Annotated in this window: 18 protein-coding genes; all 18 read left to right on the top strand. The window is 41.5% G+C overall.

Translation table 11 applies throughout. The features are described from left to right. Positions 1-58 precede the first annotated feature (58 nt). Positions 59-679 (top strand): hypothetical protein, encoded by a 621-nt coding sequence (locus ADI86_RS07895; protein WP_049532500.1) that lies wholly within the window; start codon positions 59-61, stop codon positions 677-679. An 84-nt stretch (positions 680-763) separates the two neighbouring features. Next, the gene (gene tsaE / locus ADI86_RS07890) at positions 764-1,207 is read left to right on the top strand and encodes a tRNA (adenosine(37)-N6)-threonylcarbamoyltransferase complex ATPase subunit type 1 TsaE (protein ID WP_049532499.1); all 444 of its coding nucleotides are present in this window, start codon (positions 764-766) and stop codon (positions 1,205-1,207) included. Beyond that, positions 1,197-1,715, top strand: coding sequence for a GNAT family N-acetyltransferase (locus tag ADI86_RS07885; RefSeq protein WP_049532498.1), 519 nt, complete (start codon positions 1,197-1,199; stop codon positions 1,713-1,715). Before tsaE ends, ADI86_RS07885 begins: the two co-directional genes overlap by 11 nt. 7 nt (positions 1,716-1,722) lie before the next feature. Next, positions 1,723-2,739: a biofilm formation/cell division transcriptional regulator BrpA gene (gene brpA / locus ADI86_RS07880; protein ID WP_049532497.1), complete on the top strand. Its 1,017-nt coding sequence runs from the start codon at positions 1,723-1,725 to the stop codon at positions 2,737-2,739. An 86-nt stretch (positions 2,740-2,825) separates the two neighbouring features. Beyond that, positions 2,826-4,082, top strand: coding sequence for a competence/damage-inducible protein A (locus tag ADI86_RS07875; RefSeq protein WP_049532496.1), 1,257 nt, complete (start codon positions 2,826-2,828; stop codon positions 4,080-4,082). 54 nt (positions 4,083-4,136) lie between these two features. After that, entirely contained in the window at positions 4,137-5,303 is a 1,167-nt protein-coding gene (gene recA / locus ADI86_RS07870) for a recombinase RecA (protein WP_049532495.1), read from the top strand. Positions 5,304-5,571: 268 nt separating this feature from the next. Continuing rightward, positions 5,572-6,942, top strand: coding sequence for an MATE family efflux transporter (locus tag ADI86_RS07865; protein WP_049532494.1), 1,371 nt, complete (start codon positions 5,572-5,574; stop codon positions 6,940-6,942). Between the two features lie 250 nt (positions 6,943-7,192). Continuing rightward, a complete protein-coding gene (locus ADI86_RS07860) occupies positions 7,193-7,909 on the top strand; it encodes a YebC/PmpR family DNA-binding transcriptional regulator (protein WP_049532493.1) in 717 nt (238 codons plus the stop codon). A 177-nt stretch (positions 7,910-8,086) separates the two neighbouring features. Then, positions 8,087-8,557, top strand: a complete 471-nt coding sequence (locus tag ADI86_RS07855) for a MarR family winged helix-turn-helix transcriptional regulator (RefSeq protein WP_049532492.1) — start codon at positions 8,087-8,089, stop codon at positions 8,555-8,557. After that, complete coding sequence (locus ADI86_RS07850; RefSeq protein WP_049532491.1) at positions 8,532-10,301, top strand: ABC transporter ATP-binding protein; 1,770 nt, start codon at positions 8,532-8,534, stop codon at positions 10,299-10,301. Before ADI86_RS07855 ends, ADI86_RS07850 begins: the two co-directional genes overlap by 26 nt. Next, positions 10,291-12,051, top strand: coding sequence for an ABC transporter ATP-binding protein (locus tag ADI86_RS07845; protein ID WP_049532490.1), 1,761 nt, complete (start codon positions 10,291-10,293; stop codon positions 12,049-12,051). Before ADI86_RS07850 ends, ADI86_RS07845 begins: the two co-directional genes overlap by 11 nt. A gap of 63 nt (positions 12,052-12,114) precedes the next feature. Further along, complete coding sequence (locus tag ADI86_RS07840) at positions 12,115-12,471, top strand: DUF2200 domain-containing protein (protein WP_049532489.1); 357 nt, start codon at positions 12,115-12,117, stop codon at positions 12,469-12,471. Between the two features lie 2 nt (positions 12,472-12,473). Beyond that, positions 12,474-12,977: a phosphatase PAP2 family protein gene (locus tag ADI86_RS07835; RefSeq protein ID WP_049532488.1), complete on the top strand. Its 504-nt coding sequence runs from the start codon at positions 12,474-12,476 to the stop codon at positions 12,975-12,977. A gap of 118 nt (positions 12,978-13,095) precedes the next feature. Beyond that, the gene (locus ADI86_RS07830; protein ID WP_049532487.1) at positions 13,096-13,542 is read left to right on the top strand and encodes a LytTR family DNA-binding domain-containing protein; all 447 of its coding nucleotides are present in this window, start codon (positions 13,096-13,098) and stop codon (positions 13,540-13,542) included. A gap of 4 nt (positions 13,543-13,546) precedes the next feature. Further along, the gene (locus ADI86_RS07825; RefSeq protein WP_049532486.1) at positions 13,547-14,221 is read left to right on the top strand and encodes a LiaF transmembrane domain-containing protein; all 675 of its coding nucleotides are present in this window, start codon (positions 13,547-13,549) and stop codon (positions 14,219-14,221) included. A 105-nt stretch (positions 14,222-14,326) separates the two neighbouring features. Beyond that, the gene (gene rpmB / locus ADI86_RS07820; RefSeq protein WP_001140948.1) at positions 14,327-14,515 is read left to right on the top strand and encodes a 50S ribosomal protein L28; all 189 of its coding nucleotides are present in this window, start codon (positions 14,327-14,329) and stop codon (positions 14,513-14,515) included. A gap of 157 nt (positions 14,516-14,672) precedes the next feature. Further along, entirely contained in the window at positions 14,673-15,038 is a 366-nt protein-coding gene (locus ADI86_RS07815) for an Asp23/Gls24 family envelope stress response protein (RefSeq protein WP_049532485.1), read from the top strand. A 2-nt stretch (positions 15,039-15,040) separates the two neighbouring features. Continuing rightward, positions 15,041-16,708: a DAK2 domain-containing protein gene (locus tag ADI86_RS07810; RefSeq protein ID WP_049532484.1), complete on the top strand. Its 1,668-nt coding sequence runs from the start codon at positions 15,041-15,043 to the stop codon at positions 16,706-16,708. Positions 16,709-16,778: the final 70 nt, after the last annotated feature.

The raw sequence follows: 16,778 nt of genomic DNA, 5'->3' as shown, positions 1-16,778 counted from the left end.
TTGGAAACAGTTCTCTCTTTTCTCCTAGTATAATGATTGGTAGGAAGGGAGAGAAAAGATGAAATCAATGAGAATCTTATTTTTGTTAGCTTTAATTCAAATCAGTTTGAGTAGCTGTTTCCTATGGAAAGAATGCATCTTGTCCTTTAAACAAAGTACAGCTTTTTTCATCGGAAGTATGGTCTTCGTTTCAGGAATCTGTGCTGGAGTAAATTATCTTTATACTCGTAAGCAAGAAGTCCATAGTGTCCTAGCCAGTAAGCAGTCAGTGAAGCTTTTTTACAGTATCCTGCTCTTAATTAATTTGTTAGGAGCTGTTCTTGTCTTGTCAGATAACTTGTTCATCAAAAATACGCTGCAGCAAGAATTAGTTGACTTTTTATTGCCATCCTTCTTTTTCCTATTTGGACTAGATTTGCTGATTTTTTTACCCTTGAAAAAATACATGCGCGATTTGCTTGCTATGCTAGATAGAAAAAAGACAGTTTTGGTGACTATTTTAGCAACACTTCTCTTCTTAAGAAATCCAATGACTATTGTCTCACTTCTGATTTATATTGGACTGGGTTTGTTTTTTGCAGCCTATCTTGTCCCAAATTCTGTTAAAAAGGAAGTTTCCTTTTATGGTCATATTTTCCGAGATCTTGTATTGGTCATTGCTACGCTCATTTTCTTTTAGGGAAAGCCTGTTTTTATGGATGTTATGATGGTAAGTTTAGCAGGAAAATAGACACAAAATAAAACTTTTTGGTATAATAGAAATATGTACACTAAAAACGAAGAAGAGTTACAGTCCTTAGGGGAGCGTTTGGGTTATTTATTAGAAAAGAATGATGTTTTAATCTTAACTGGAGAACTGGGCGCAGGTAAAACGACCTTTACTAAAGGACTTGCAAAAGGCTTACAGATTTCTCAGATGATTAAAAGTCCAACCTATACTATCGTGAGAGAATATGAGGGACGTCTTCCGCTTTATCATTTAGATGTTTATCGTATTGAGGGGGATGCTGATTCTATTGATTTGGATGAGTTTCTCTTTGGTGGAGGCGCGACTGTTATTGAGTGGGGCAATCTCTTAGGAGATGCCTTGCCAGATGATTATTTAGAATTGGAAATTCTAAAAGAAGGAGACGGACGCCGTTTAAATTTTCAGGCAAAGGGATTGCGTGCTGAGAAATTGTTAGAGGAGCTTCAACATGGAGTATGAATTGCTCATTAGGGAAGCAGAGCCTAAAGATGCTGCTGAATTAGTGACATTTTTAAATCGTGTCAGTGTAGAAACAGATTTTACCAGCCTGGACAGAGATGGTATTCTCTTGACCAGTGAGGAGATGGAAATATTCCTCAACAAGCAAGCTAGTTCGAACAATCAGATAACCTTACTTGCATTTTTAAATGATAAAATTGCTGGTATTGTAAATATTACAGCTGACCAGCGCAAGAGAGTCCGTCATATTGGAGATCTCTTCATTGTGATTGGAAAAAGATATTGGAATAATGGCTTGGGAAGTTTTTTGCTAGAAGAAGCGATAGAGTGGGCGCAGACTAGTGGTATTCTGCGTCGTCTCCAACTGACTGTCCAAATTCGTAATCAAGCTGCAGTTCATCTGTATCAAAAATATGGTTTTGTAATTGAAGGTAGACAAGAGCGCGGTGCGTACATAGAAGAAGGGGACTTTATCGACGTTTACTTGATGGGTAAACTGATAGATTAGTAGAAATATGGTTAAAAAAATTATTGGAATGGTGCTAGCTTTTCTAGCTGTGACAGTTTTGGGTGTCGGTGTTTTTGCTTATACTATTTATCAGCAAGGTACAGAGACTTTGGCAAAAACCTATAAAAAAATAGGAGAAGAAACCAATGTTATTGAGGCGACTGAACCATTAACTATTCTTTTGATGGGGGTTGATACTGGGAACGTAGAGCGTACAGATCAATGGGCTGGAAATAGTGATTCCATGATTCTGTTGACTGTTAACCCTCACACAAAGAGAACGACGATGATGAGTTTGGAACGTGATATCCTGACTAAAATTCAACATAAAGATGGTAGTATTGAAGAAGCGAAGCTAAACGCTGCCTATGCTGGTGGTGGAGCAGAACTTGCGATAGAAACAATTCAAAAGATGATGAACCTCCATATTGATCGCTACATTATGGTTAATATGCAAGGATTGCAACAATTGGTAGATGCAGTTGGAGGTATTACGGTTAATAATACACTAGGTTTCCCAATCTCTATCAGTGACCAAGAAGAATTTAACACCATTTCTATCGGTGTTGGAGAGCAGACAATAAATGGAGAAGAAGCGCTTGTTTATTCACGTATGCGTTATCAAGACCCAGAAGGAGACTATGGTCGTCAAAAGCGTCAGCGTGAAGTCATTCAAAAAGTTGTTGAAAAGGTTCTTAGTTTGAATAGTGTCAGTCACTATCAGTCTATCTTAAAAGCCCTAAGTACTAATATGCAGACTAATATTGATCTATCTGCGAAAAGTATTCCAAGCTTATTGGGCTACAAAGATTCATTTAAAACTATTGAAACACAACAGTTGAAGGGTGAAGGAGAGATGCTTCAAGGTGTTTCTTATCAAATTGTTACGAGAAACCACATGTTGGAAATGCAGAATCTTTTGAGACGTTCTTTGGAACAAGAAGAAGTCACTCAGCTTGAAACAAATGTTGTCTTATTTGAAGATTTATTTGGACGGGTGCCTGTTGGTGACGTAGACAACTAACTTTCTTACTATAAATAAAAAAATCAATCGTGGGAAATTTCCTGCGATTTTTTCAAAAAAATACGAATAGATAGGTGGGAGGAAACATGAAAGCAGAAATCATTGCTGTTGGAACAGAAATTTTGACAGGACAGATTGTCAACACTAATGCCCAGTTTTTATCGGAAAAACTAGCAGAGATTGGGGTAGATGTATATTTTCAGACGTCTGTAGGAGACAATGAAGCTCGTCTTTTATCCCTGCTTGAGATTGCCAGTCAACGTAGCAGTCTGGTGATTTTGACAGGTGGTTTGGGACCGACTGAGGATGATTTGACCAAACAAACTCTAGCTAAATTTTTAGGGAAAGAATTAGTCTTCGATCCTCAGGCACAGGAGAAGTTGGATGTCTTTTTTGCCCAGAGACCAGACTATGCCCGAACACCGAATAACGAAAGACAAGCTCAAATTGTAGAAGGAGCGACTCCACTGCCAAACGAAACAGGACTGGCTGTGGGAGGCATTTTGGAAGTCAATGGAGTGACCTACGTCGTCCTTCCAGGTCCACCAAGTGAATTGAAAGCTATGGTTTTAAACCAACTTCTACCCAAGTTAATGACAGGGAGAAAGCTCTATTCCAGAGTTCTTCGTTTCTTTGGAATTGGTGAGAGCCAGCTAGTTACGATTTTGGCTGATTTGATTGATAATCAAACAGATCCGACCTTGGCACCTTATGCCAAGACAGGAGAGGTAACTCTACGTCTGTCAACAAAAGCTAGCAATCAAGAAGAGGCGAATCAAGTGCTGGATATCTTGGAAATGCAAATCTTGAATCGCCAAACCTTTGAAGGACTTTCTTTACGAGATCTTTGTTATGGCTATGGGGAAGAAACTAGTTTAGCTAGCATTGTGGTAGAAGAACTGAAAAGGCAAGGAAAAACCATCACGGCTGCAGAGAGTTTGACGGCAGGGTTTTTTCAAGCTAGCGTAGCGGATTTTCCGGGTGCTTCAAGTATATTTAAAGGTGGTTTTGTGACCTATAGCTTGGAGGAAAAATCAAGGATGTTGGATATTCCTACCAAGGATTTGGAAGAACATGGTGTGGTATCTGAATTTACAGCTCAGAAGATGGCTGAGCAGGCACGAATCAAGACCCAGTCTGATTTTGGAATTAGTTTGACTGGCGTGGCAGGACCAGATAGCCTAGAAGGGCACCCAGCTGGGACAGTCTTCATAGGCTTGGCTCAGGAGCAAGGAACTGAGGTCATCAAGGTCAATATTGGAGGCAGAAGCCGAGCAGATGTACGTCACATTGCGGTTATGCATGCCTTTAACCTAGTTCGCAAGGCTTTATTAAGTGACTAACTTTTGATATAATAGTAGACAGGTCTGAGGACTATTAGAATGTAGGAGAATAGAATGGCGAAAAAACCAAAAAAATTAGATGAAATTTCAAAAAAATTCGGGGCTGAACGTGAAAAAGCCTTGAATGATGCTCTTAAATTGATTGAGAAAGACTTTGGTAAAGGATCAATCATGCGTTTGGGTGAACGTGCCGAGCAAAAGGTGCAAGTGATGAGCTCAGGTTCCTTGGCTCTTGACATTGCCCTTGGTTCAGGTGGTTATCCTAAGGGACGTATCATCGAAATCTATGGGCCTGAATCATCTGGTAAGACAACAGTTGCCCTTCATGCAGTTGCACAAGCGCAAAAAGAAGGTGGGATTGCGGCCTTTATCGATGCGGAACATGCCCTCGATCCGGCTTATGCTGCGGCTCTTGGTGTCAACATTGACGAATTGCTCTTGTCTCAACCAGACTCAGGAGAGCAAGGTCTTGAAATTGCAGGAAAATTGATTGACTCAGGTGCTGTAGATCTTGTCGTGGTCGACTCAGTTGCTGCTCTTGTACCTCGTGCGGAAATTGATGGAGATATCGGAGATAGCCACGTTGGTTTGCAGGCTCGTATGATGAGCCAGGCCATGCGTAAACTTGGTGCTTCTATCAATAAAACCAAAACAATTGCCATCTTTATCAACCAATTGCGTGAAAAAGTTGGGGTCATGTTTGGAAATCCAGAAACAACTCCTGGTGGACGTGCTCTGAAATTCTATGCTTCAGTTCGCTTGGATGTTCGTGGAAGCACACAAATCAAGGGAACTGGTGACCAAAAAGATACCAATGTCGGTAAAGAAACTAAAATTAAAGTCGTGAAAAACAAGGTGGCTCCACCATTTAAGGAAGCCTTCGTTGAAATCATGTACGGAGAAGGGATTTCTAAGACTGGTGAGCTTTTGAAGATTGCAAGTGATTTGGATATCATCAAAAAAGCAGGAGCTTGGTACTCTTACAAGGATGAGAAAATTGGGCAAGGTTCTGAAAATGCTAAGAAATACTTGGCAGATCACCCAGAAGTCTTTGATGAGATTGACCATCAAGTCCGTGTTCAATTTGGTTTGATTGATGGAGAAGAAGCTTCTGTAGAAGCTGCTGAAAGCAAAAAAGATGAAGCAGTTCAAACAGATTCTGTGAATGAAGAAGTAACGCTTGATCTAGGCGATGAGCTTGAAATCGAAATTGAAGAATAAGTTGTTAAAGTAGTGGAGAAAAACCACTGCTTTTTCGTTTTTTTGTTCAAATTTTTAGATTATACTCAATGAAAATCAAAGAGCAAACTAGGAAACTAGCCGCAGGCTGCTCAAACCACTGTTTTGAGGTTGTGGATGGAACTGACAGAGTCAGTATCATATACCTACGGTAAGGCGACGCTGACGCAGTTTGAAGAGATTTTCGAAGAGTATTAACTATAGTTTGCTGTTTCTTGTTCCTCCTCTAGAAAGCTGATATAATAGCCTTATGAATAAAAAACGAACAGTGGACCTGATACATGGTCCGATTCTCCCCTCGCTCTTAAGCTTCGCCTTTCCAATCTTGCTATCAAATATTTTTCAACAGCTCTATAACACTGCTGATGTCTTGATTGTTGGGCGTTTTCTTGGTCAAGAATCCTTGGCTGCGGTAGGGGCGACGACAGCGATTTTTGACCTGATTGTAGGTTTTACTCTTGGTGTTGGAAATGGCATGGGGATTGTTATTGCCCGTTATTACGGGGCTCGGAATTTCACAAAAATCAAGGAAGCAGTAGCAGCTACCTGGATCTTAGGTGCTCTGTTGAGTATTGTGGTTATGTTGCTGGGCTTTCTTGGTTTGTATCCTCTTTTACAGTACCTAGATACCCCTGCTGAAATCCTTCCTCAGTCCTATCAATATATTTCTATGATTGTGACCTGTGTCGGTGTCAGCTTTGCCTATAATCTCTTTGCAGGTTTGTTGAGATCCATTGGTGATAGTCTGGCTGCGCTTGGCTTTCTGGTTTTCTCTGCCTTGGTTAATGTGGTTTTGGATCTCTATTTTATTACGCAATTGCATCTTGGAGTCCAATCCGCGGGACTTGCTACCATCATTTCGCAAGGCTTATCAGCGGTACTCTGTTTCTACTATATCCGAAAGAGTGTACCTGAGCTACTTCCTCAGCTCAAACACTTTAAGTGGAATAAGGCTTTATATGCGGATCTCTTGGAGCAAGGTTTGGCTATGGGCTTGATGAGTTCAATTGTGTCCATCGGTAGTGTGATTTTACAGTCTTCTGTTAATACCTTTGGTGCAGTGATTATTAGTGCCCAGACGGCAGCTCGACGCATTATGGCTTTCGCCCTTCTTCCTATGACCGCTATTTCTGCGTCGATGACGACCTTTGTTTCTCAGAATCTAGGAGCTAAGCGCCCAGACCGCATTGTTCAAGGTCTTCGAATCGGCAGCCGTTTAAGTATATCCTGGGCAGTTTTTGTTTGTGTCTTCCTCTTTTTTGCCAGTCCAGCCTTGGTTTCCTTTTTGGCTAGTTCGACGGATGGTTACTTGGTAGAAAATGGTAGTCTCTACTTGCAAATCAGTTCAGCCTTTTATCCTATTTTGAGTCTTTTGCTGATTTATCGCAATTGCTTGCAGGGTTTGGGGCAAAAAGTCCTTCCGCTGGTTTCTAGCTTTATAGAACTAATCGGGAAAATCGCTTTTGTAATCTTGATTATCCCTTGGGCAGGCTATAAGGGAGTTATCCTTTGCGAACCCCTTATCTGGGTTGCCATGACCATCCAACTGTACTTTTCGCTTTTCCGTCACCCCTTGATAAAAGAAGGCAAGGAAATCTTGGCAATCAAAGTGCTTTCCTAGCGGTATTTGCTAATACTCTTCGAAAATCTCTTCAAACCGTGTCAGCTTAGCCTTGCCGTAGGTATATGATACTGTCTCTGTCAGTTCCATCCACAACCTCAAAACAGTGTTTTGAGCAGCCTGCGGTTAGCTTCCTAGTTTACTCTTTGATTTTCATTGAGTATAAAATAAAATCCATTTCCTCTAGTGAAAATAGAAAAAACTTGTGTTATAATAAGAAAGATTAAAATGTGAAAAAAGGAGATTCCTAATGGGACGTAAATGGGCCAATATCGTAGCCAAGAAAACGGCTAAAGATGGAGCTAACTCTAAAGTATATGCAAAATTTGGCGTAGAAATCTATGTAGCAGCTAAAAAAGGTGATCCAGATCCAGAATCAAACTCAGCTTTGAAATTCGTTATCGACCGTGCTAAACAAGCTCAAGTGCCAAAACACGTTATCGATAAAGCGTTGGACAAGGCAAAAGGAAACACAGACGAAACCTTTACAGAAGGCCGCTACGAAGGCTTTGGACCAAATGGTTCTATGCTGATCGTTGATACTTTGACTTCTAACGTTAACCGTACAGCAGCCAATGTCCGTGCAGCTTTTGGTAAAAATGGCGGAAACATGGGTGCTTCAGGTTCGGTTTCATACCTCTTCGACAACAAAGGTGTGATCGTATTTGCTGGCGAAGATGCGGATGCTATCTTTGAACTCTTGCTGGAAGCAGATGTTGATGTGGATGATGTAGAAGCAGAAGAAGGAACAATCACTGTTTACACAGCTCCAACTGACCTTCACAAGGCTATCGTTGCTTTGCGTGAGTCTGGAATTGAAGAATTCCAAGTGACAGAATTGGAAATGATTCCTCAGTCTGAAGTGGAATTGTCAGGCGATGATCTTGAAACTTTTGAAAAACTTTACAGCGTCCTTGAAGACGACGAAGACGTACAAAAAATCTACACAAACGTAGACGGGTTCTAATTTAACCTAGAGAATATGATCCTAAGTGAAAAAATCACTTAGGATTTTTTGAATCAAGAAAATAGTTCTCATGGAAACTTTTGTCTTGACATCTTTTCTGAAAATGATAAAATAGTTCTCATGAAAACTTATTTAGTTCCTAGGAGAACTAAATGTGATAGTTAGAAAGGAGTTAGTATGGATAAACCGATGTTAGTTTTTAAGCGTTTTGGTCATCAGATTCACCTGATGGTGCAAAAGGAAGCCAAACGTTGTGGTATTGAATTTATGGGTGGGCCTCAAGGTCAGGTTGTACGTTTTTTGGATAATCGTGAGAAAAACCAAGACTTGGTCTTGATTAAAGATATCGAGCAGGAACTCAATATTACCAAATCTGTTGCGAGTAATTTGGTCAAGCGTATGGTGCAAAATGGTTTGGTGGAATTGGAGGCGAGTCCTGTTGATAAGCGGGCAAAATTTGTTCGTTTGACGGACAAAGCACGTTCTCAGATGCAGCAGGTTAAGGCCTTTTTTGAACGCATAGACAAGCAGTTGATGGAAGACATTGATGAAGATGAATTACTGATTTTTGAGAAAGTCCTTGCTCAACTACAGGAAAATATCAAGAGAATAGGAGGAGATAATGAAGAAATTAGCCAAACGAATTAGTGGAAAAGAATGGGGGATGATTTTACTAGCCATTCTCTTTACCTGCTTTTCGGTTTATCTAGAGTTGGAAGTGCCGACCTATATCTCTAAAATCACTGATTTACTAGGAACTCAGGGAACCAACTTGGATGAGTTATGGCAGCCGGCAAGCATGATGGTGGGAATGTCCTTTCTAGCCTTCTTATCCGCAGTTGCAGTTGGTTTTTTTGCATCCCGAGTGGCGGCTTCTTATACTAGTAGGCTGAGAAGTGATATTTTTAACCGAGTTTTGGATTACTCGCAGATAGAGATTAAGAAATTTTCTATTCCTAGTCTCTTGACGCGTACCACCAATGACATTACTCAAGTTCAAATGTTGATTACCATGGGCTTGCAAGTGGTAACGCGTGGTCCGATTATGGCTATCTGGGCTATCGGGAAGATTTTAGGACATTCAGAATACTGGCTCTGGGCCGTACTTGTGGCGGTGATTGTCAACGTTTTGATGACGACAGTTTTGATGACGCTAGCCTTTCCAAAACAGTCCTTGATTCAGGGGCTGACTGATAAACTAAACAGTATCACTCGTGAGAGTTTAACAGGTATTCGTGTCGTTCGCGCCTACAATGCTGAAGAATACCAAAATGCAAAATTTGCAGCAGCAAATGATGAATTGACACGCTTGAATTTGTTTGTCAACCGTCTTATGGCTATTTTGAACCCTATCATGATGGGGATTTCAAGTGGTTTGAGTGTGGCGATTTACTGGATTGGGGCCTATGTGATTAACGATGCTGCTCCGATAGCACGTCTGCCTCTCTTTAGTGACATGATTGTTTTCATGTCTTATGCCATGCAGGTTGTCATGGGCTTCCTTCTCATGGGAGCACTCTTCATCGTTCTTCCCCGAACTATGGTATCTGCCAAGCGGATTAATCAAGTTTTAGATTTGCATTCTTCTATCCAAAATCTTGCTCAAGTGCAGCTGGCTGATGAAAACCTCAAAGGTCAGGTCGAATTTAAGGATGTGACCTTCCGCTATGCGGCAAATTCGGAGGCGGTTATCGAGCATGTTAGCTTTAAAGCAGAAGTGGGTCAAACAGTGGCCTTTATTGGGTCAACAGGTTCTGGTAAATCAACTCTGGTCAATCTTATTCCACGATTCTACGATGTGTCAGCAGGAGAGATTCTTGTAGACGGTGTCAATGTTCAAGACTATGACTTGAATGATTTGCGCAACAAGGTTGGTTATATTCCTCAGAAAGCGGTTCTCTTTTCAGGTGATGTCAAGGGTAATCTAGACTTTGGACAGAGTCAAGAAACACCACTGAATGAACAAGCTATGTGGCAAGCCTTGGAATTGGCCCAGTCTAAGAACTTTATCGAAGACAAGGAAGCGGGTTTAGAGTCAGAAGTAGCCCAAGGAGGAACCAATTTCTCAGGTGGTCAAAGACAGCGTCTGGCAATTGCGCGTGTCTTAGCTCGGAAGCCAGAAATCCTCATCTTTGATGACTCCTTCTCAGCCTTGGACTACAAGACAGACCGTGTCCTACGCCAAGAGCTAGCAGAGAAAACCAAGTCTATGACCAAGCTTATCGTTGCACAGCGTATTTCAACGATTATGGATGCAGATTTGATTTTGGTCTTGGATCAAGGAAAAGTCGTGGGACAAGGTACCCACAGGGAACTTCTAGCAAGTAATGAAGTTTACCAAGAAATTGCTTATTCACAACTATCGAAGGAGGAATTGGAACATGGAAAATAAGAAAATGTCTCTTTGGAAACAGAGTAAACCCTATCTTGCAGGCCTCCAGTTTGCCCTTCTAATCGCCTTTCTAGCAACAATCCTATCCAATATCATTACTGTATATGGTCCAACCCGCATCAAGGAAATGACCAATATCATTGCCAGTGGTCTGGAAACAAGTGTGGATGTCGCGGCGGTTGCAGCTATTGGTGGTTTTTTGGCCGTGATTTATGTGATCGGACTTCTATCAAATTATTTACAGGCCTTTCTGTTTACAACAGCTATTCAACGATTTTCAGAGCGTTTGAGAACAGCCATTGCAGAGAAAATCAATCGCCTACCATTGAGATATTTTGATGGACACTCTCAAGGGGATACCTTGTCTCGTGTAACCAATGACGTTGACACTGCAGCCCAGTCCCTTAATCAAAGTCTAGGAACAGTTCTTTCATCTAGTTTATTAGTTTTAGCAGTCTTAGTAACCATGTTTGGGATGAACTGGATTTTAGCCTTGGTGACGGTTGTTTCAACCCTTATCGGTTTTGCTTTCGTGTCTGTCTTTATGGGCAAATCGCAGGGCTTCTTTAAGAGTCAGCAACAGGATTTGGCAGCTGTCAATGGCTATGTGGAAGAAATGTACTCTGGCCATAATGTAGTGACCAGTTACAATGCTATCGAGAGCACGAAAGAAGAGTTTGCGAAATTAAACCATCGTCTGTATGACAGTATCTGGAAATCTCAGTTTATTTCAGGGATTATGATGCCGATTATGATGTTTATTGGGAACTTTAGCTATGCCTTGGTGATTATCGTTGGTGCAGCCTTAGCTCTGAATGGGCAGATTAGTATCGGGATTATAGTTGCCTTTATGGCCTATGTTCGTATCTTTTCTCAGCCCCTTTCCCAAATCGCTCAAGGGATTACCAGTCTTCAGCAGGCTAGCGCAGCCATGGGACGTGTCTTCGAATTCCTAGCTGAAGAGGAAATGGAAGATGAATCTCATAAAGAAAGACAATTGAGCGATATGAAAGGGCAAGTTGTCTTTGACCGAGTTTCATTTGGCTATACTCCTGAGAGAACCATCATTCATGACTTTTCGGCGACTGCTCATGCGGGTCAAAAGGTTGCCATCGTCGGGCCAACCGGAGCTGGTAAGACAACCATTGTCAATCTTTTGATGAAGTTTTATGAGATTGATAAGGGAAGCATCCGTATCGACGGTGTCGATGCCAAGGAGATGAAGCGTTCGGAAGTACATGATGCCTTTTCAATGGTCTTGCAAGACACCTGGCTCTTTGAAGGAACTATCCGAGATAATCTCATCTATAACCAAAAGGGTATTAGTGATGAGCGCGTGATTGAAGCCAGCAAGGCTGTAGGGATTCACCACTTTATTATGACCCTACCAGATGCTTACGATACTGTCTTGGACGATACAGTGACCTTGTCTGTCGGACAAAAACAACTATTGACTATCGCTCGTGCTTTGCTGAAAGATGCGCCACTCTTGATTTTGGATGAGGCGACATCTTCGGTTGATACTCGTACTGAGGAATTGATTCAGAAAGCCATGGACCGTTTGATGGAGGGCAGAACTTCCTTTGTCATCGCCCACCGCTTGTCTACTATCCGAAATGCTGATTTGATTCTCGTCATGAAAGATGGGAATATCATCGAGCAAGGCAATCATGATGAGCTAATGGCGCAAGCAGGCTTCTACGCTGACCTCTACAACAGTCAGTTTACAGAAGACGAAGAAGAAGAATAAATCTAAGAAGGCTTGACGGCCTTCTTTTTCTTCTCTATACTGGTATAATAGAGAGAGGGAAGTATGAGTCAAAAATTATACAATATGAAATTTTCTGCGGTCTATCAAGCTTTGATCGCAAAGGTTGAGCGAAAGGGGGGAAGGGCAGAATCCGTTCACCAAGTGACCAGTTGGCTGACAGGTTATGAAGTGAGTGATATCCTCACTTGTCTGAATAAAGACCTTACTTATGGAAATTTTTTTCGACAGGCACCGTCTTATGCTCCTGAACGGATTACGATAACAGGAAAGATTTGTGGTGTTCGTATTGAGGAAATTGATGATCCTCTGATGCAGGAAATCCGTCGTCTGGACAAATTAGTGGACTGGCTTGCCAAGGGGAAAACAGCCCAGCAGGTCATAGAAAAGTATGAGAAATAGAAATGAAAGATTATCAAGAGTGGTACGATAAGAGGAAATCAAGTCTCCTTCGACATCCACAACTTTTGCAATTGATGCGAATTTTTAATCGCCTGATGACAGTCCTGATGACCCTAGTTTACATGACCTTGTTGGGAACAAGCTTTATAAGCAAGGGCTTGGGGCAAAATCTTTATGCTTATATTTTGGTGCCAGCTTTGGGGTTTGTCCTATTGACGCTCGTTCGTAAGTGGATCAATCAACCTCGGCCTTATGAGACTTGGGAAATTGTCCCGCTACTAGACAAGGACAGTTCTGGTCATTCAATGCCCAGTCGTCATGTCTTTTCAGCAACCATTATCTCCATGGCTTGTTTACATGCAAATTTGCCTTTGGGGTTGGTTTTGTTGGTTTTTTCAGCTCTTCTCGGTCTTGTGCGAGTTTTAGGGGGTGTTCATTATTCCAAGGATGTTCTAGTTGGCTACGCCTGTGGCCTCCTCTGGGGAATTCTTTTCTTTATTTTGTAAAAAGCAAAGCAAGTGGGCTTGGCCTCGTAACCACTTACGGGGCAAAAATGACCACTTGCTTTTTTGCCCTTGTAAAGTCTTCTGGGCTTTGGTATAGTAGATGCAGAAAGGAGATAGGATGAAGTTACGAATCGAGATTGATAGTGAATTAACTGAGACAGAGATTGTCATCAAGGCTGCAGCCCTGACAGATGAAATAGCTGATTTGCAACGACTTTTGCAAGAAACCAAGTCTCCTAGGCTAATTTTTTATAAGGGGACGGGCGAATACTACTTAGACTTGTCAGAAATTCTCTTTTTTGAGACGGAAGGGAACAAGATTTACGCCCATACCCAGAAAGAAGCCTACGAAGTTCGACTCAAGCTTTATGAGTTAGAGTCCATCCTGCCCCGCTATTTCAGTCGGGTATCCAAGTCGACCATTGCCAATCTTCGGCAGGTCTACTCGGTGGATAAGTCCTTCTCAGGGACAGGCACTATTTCCTTTTATCAGACCCACAAGGAGGTTCATGTGTCACGGCACTACCAATCCCTCCTAAAAGAAAATCTAAGAAACATGAGGTAAGAACATGAAAAAGAAAGTATTTGGTATTGTGTTGCTAGTATTGGCAGCTTTAGTATTGTTGCAGGGGAATTTTGGAATCCCTTCACTTGAAGGGAAAATTTGGCCCTTGATTGGTATTGGCTTTTTTGCCTATCAATCAGTTGGAGCTTTGCTTCGTCATCATTTTACTTCAGCCTCTTTTACAGCCCTAGTAGCCCTCATGATTGCCAATCATTTTTATGACATTTTACCGATTCCAAATCAGTCACTGTTCTGGGCTAGTATTCTAATTGTACTTGGAGTTAGTTCTTTGACTCACTCTAACAGAACATGGAATGGGAAAAAATGGTGGTTCGATGGTGAAAAGACCATTCTTTTAGATAAGGAAGTCGCTTTTGGGACAGGTACATTTTACAAGCAAGACCAAGAATTGGTAGAGGATCAAGTAGAAGTTGGTTTTGGGAATGCCAAGATTTATTATGACAATGCAGAGATGTTAGGTGATTTTGCCACTCTGAATATCGAAGTCGGTTTTGGGAATGCAGTTATCTACGTGCCTCAACACTGGAGAGTGGATCTGAAGGTGGAAACTTTCTGTGGAGCAGCCAAGGCAGATGCACCTCTAGCTCCAACCAGCAAAACTCTGATTATTCGTGGAGATGTGGCCTTTGGGAAGTTGGGAATTGTCTACGTTAAATAAAAAAATCTTCCAATTCCCTTGCAAAAATGAAGAAAGTGTGATAACATAGTACGGTATGTGGTGCTAGCACATCCGCTATATTAGATCTAATAGGAGGAAAACACAATGGCTAAAGTATGTTACTTTACAGGTCGTAAGACTGTATCAGGGAACAACCGTTCACACGCGATGAACCAAACAAAACGTGCCGTAAAACCAAACCTTCAAAAAGTTACTGTTCTTATCGATGGTAAACCTAAAAAAGTTTGGGCTTCAGCTCGTGCTTTGAAATCAGGTAAAGTTGAACGCGTTTAATATATAAAAGTAAAGGAGACCTTAGGGTCTTTTTTCTTTTATTGTGGGTATGACATCATTTGAAAAATAGAGTAAATATCCGCTGATACAGTATTCTGCTTTTACACTTGGGCTGAAATATGATAAAATAGAGTATCAACTAGTTGAGGTAAAAAGGATGACTGTAAAAATTAATACAAAAGATGGTCAAATCGAACTAACGGATGAAGTGATTGCAACCGTCGTAGGTGGAGCAACAACTGAGATTTTTGGTGTGGTCGGTATGGCTAGTAAAAATGCCCTCAAAGATAATTTCCAAGCTCTTCTAGGTAAGGAAAATTATTCCAAAGGTGTCGTCGTAAAAGCGGCCGAAGATGGCAGTATTGCAGTTGATGTATATACCGTGTTGAGCTACGGAACAAAGATTAGCGAAGTGTCAAAAAACATTCAAGAGCGTGTTCGTTTTAGCTTGGAAAACCAGCTTGGAATGACTGCTCAGACTGTAAATGTCTACATTCAAAATATCAAAGTTGTAGGAGAATAACCGTGTCAAAAATTACTACTAGCTTATTTCAAGAAATGGTGCAAGCTGCATCAACTCGCTTGAATAAGCAAGCTGAATATGTCAATTCATTAAACGTCTTTCCAGTTCCGGATGGAGATACTGGAACAAACATGGGAATGACCATTGAAAATGGTGCGAAAGAAGTTGCAGACAAGCCAGCTTCTACAGTTGGTGAGGTAGCGATCATTCTTGCCAAAGGTCTTTTGATGGGTGCGCGTGGTAACTCAGGTGTTATTACCTCTCAGCTTTTCCGTGGATTTTCACAAGCTATCAAGGATAAAGACGAGTTAACAGGTCAAGACTTGGCCCTTGCCTTCCAGTCAGGTGTGGAAGTCGCCTATAAGGCAGTGATGAAACCAGTTGAAGGAACGATTTTGACAGTTTCTCGTGGGGCTGCTATCGGTGCTAAGAAAAAAGCTGAGCAAACAGATGACGCTGTTGAAGTGATGCGCGCAGCCTTGGAAGGTGCTAAAACAGCTCTAGCTAAAACGCCAGACATGCTTCCAGTATTGAAAGAAGTTGGTGTTGTGGACTCAGGTGGTCAAGGATTGGTTTTCATCTACGAAGGTTTCCTTTCAGCTCTTACTGGCGAATATATTGCATCTGAGGACTTTGTAGCGACTCCTGCTAACATGAGTGAAATGATCAATGCAGAACATCACAAGTCTGTAGCTGGTCACGTAGCGACTGAGGATATCACCTTTGGTTACTGTACTGAAATTATGGTAGCTCTTAAGCAAGGTCCAACCTATGCCAAAGACTTTGACTACGACGAATTCCGTAACTACTTGAATGAACTTGGAGACTCTCTCCTCGTTGTTAATGATGATGAAATTGTCAAAGTCCATGTCCATACAGAAGATCCAGGACTTGTTATGCAAGAAGGTCTCAAATATGGTAGCTTAGTCAAGGTGAAAGTTGACAATATGCGTAACCAACACGAAGCACAGGTTGAGAAAGAAGCTGCTCAAGTTAGCAAACCAGCTGAAGAAAAAGAGTATGCTTTGATTGCTGTGGTGGCTGGTAAAGGTCTAGCAGATATCTTCCGTTCTCAAGGTGTAGATTATGTTATCGAAGGCGGTCAAACTATGAACCCTTCAACAGAAGACTTTATCAAGGCTGTTGAACAGGTCAACGCTCGTAACATCATCTTCCTACCAAACAACAAGAACATCTTCATGGCAGCTCAATCTGCAGCAGAAGTTTTGGAGCAACCAGCAGTAGTGGTAGAGGCTCGTACTCTTCCTCAAGGTTTGACAAGTCTTCTTGCCTTTGATCCAAGCAAGTCCATTGAAGAAAACCAAGAGCGTATGACTGCTGCTCTTAGTGATGTCGTTAGCGGAAGCGTCACAACAGCCGTTCGTGATACAACCATTGATGGCTTAGAAATCCATGAAAACGATAATCTAGGTATGGTGGATGGGAAAATCCTCGTGTCAAACCCTGATATGCACCAAACCTTGACTGAAACATTGAAACATATGTTGGATGAAGATAGTGAAATCGTAACCTTCTATGTCGGTGAAGACGGAAGCGAAGAACTTGCCAATGAAATTGCTCAAGAAATCGCAGAAGAATTCGAAGACGTTGAAGTTGAGATTCACCAAGGCCAACAACCTGTTTACCCATACCTATTTAGTGTAGAATAAGATTAATAAAGGACTGAGAAATCAGTTCTTTTTTCTTTTTTAGCAAATGAAATCGGTATCTTTTTAATAA

Origin of the sequence: Streptococcus pseudopneumoniae, from assembly GCF_001074975.1 — a bacterium.
GTDB lineage: Bacteria > Bacillota > Bacilli > Lactobacillales > Streptococcaceae > Streptococcus > Streptococcus pseudopneumoniae_D.
Note: the sequence above shows the minus strand (reverse complement) of the source record. Positions and strands in the feature narration are given on the sequence as shown.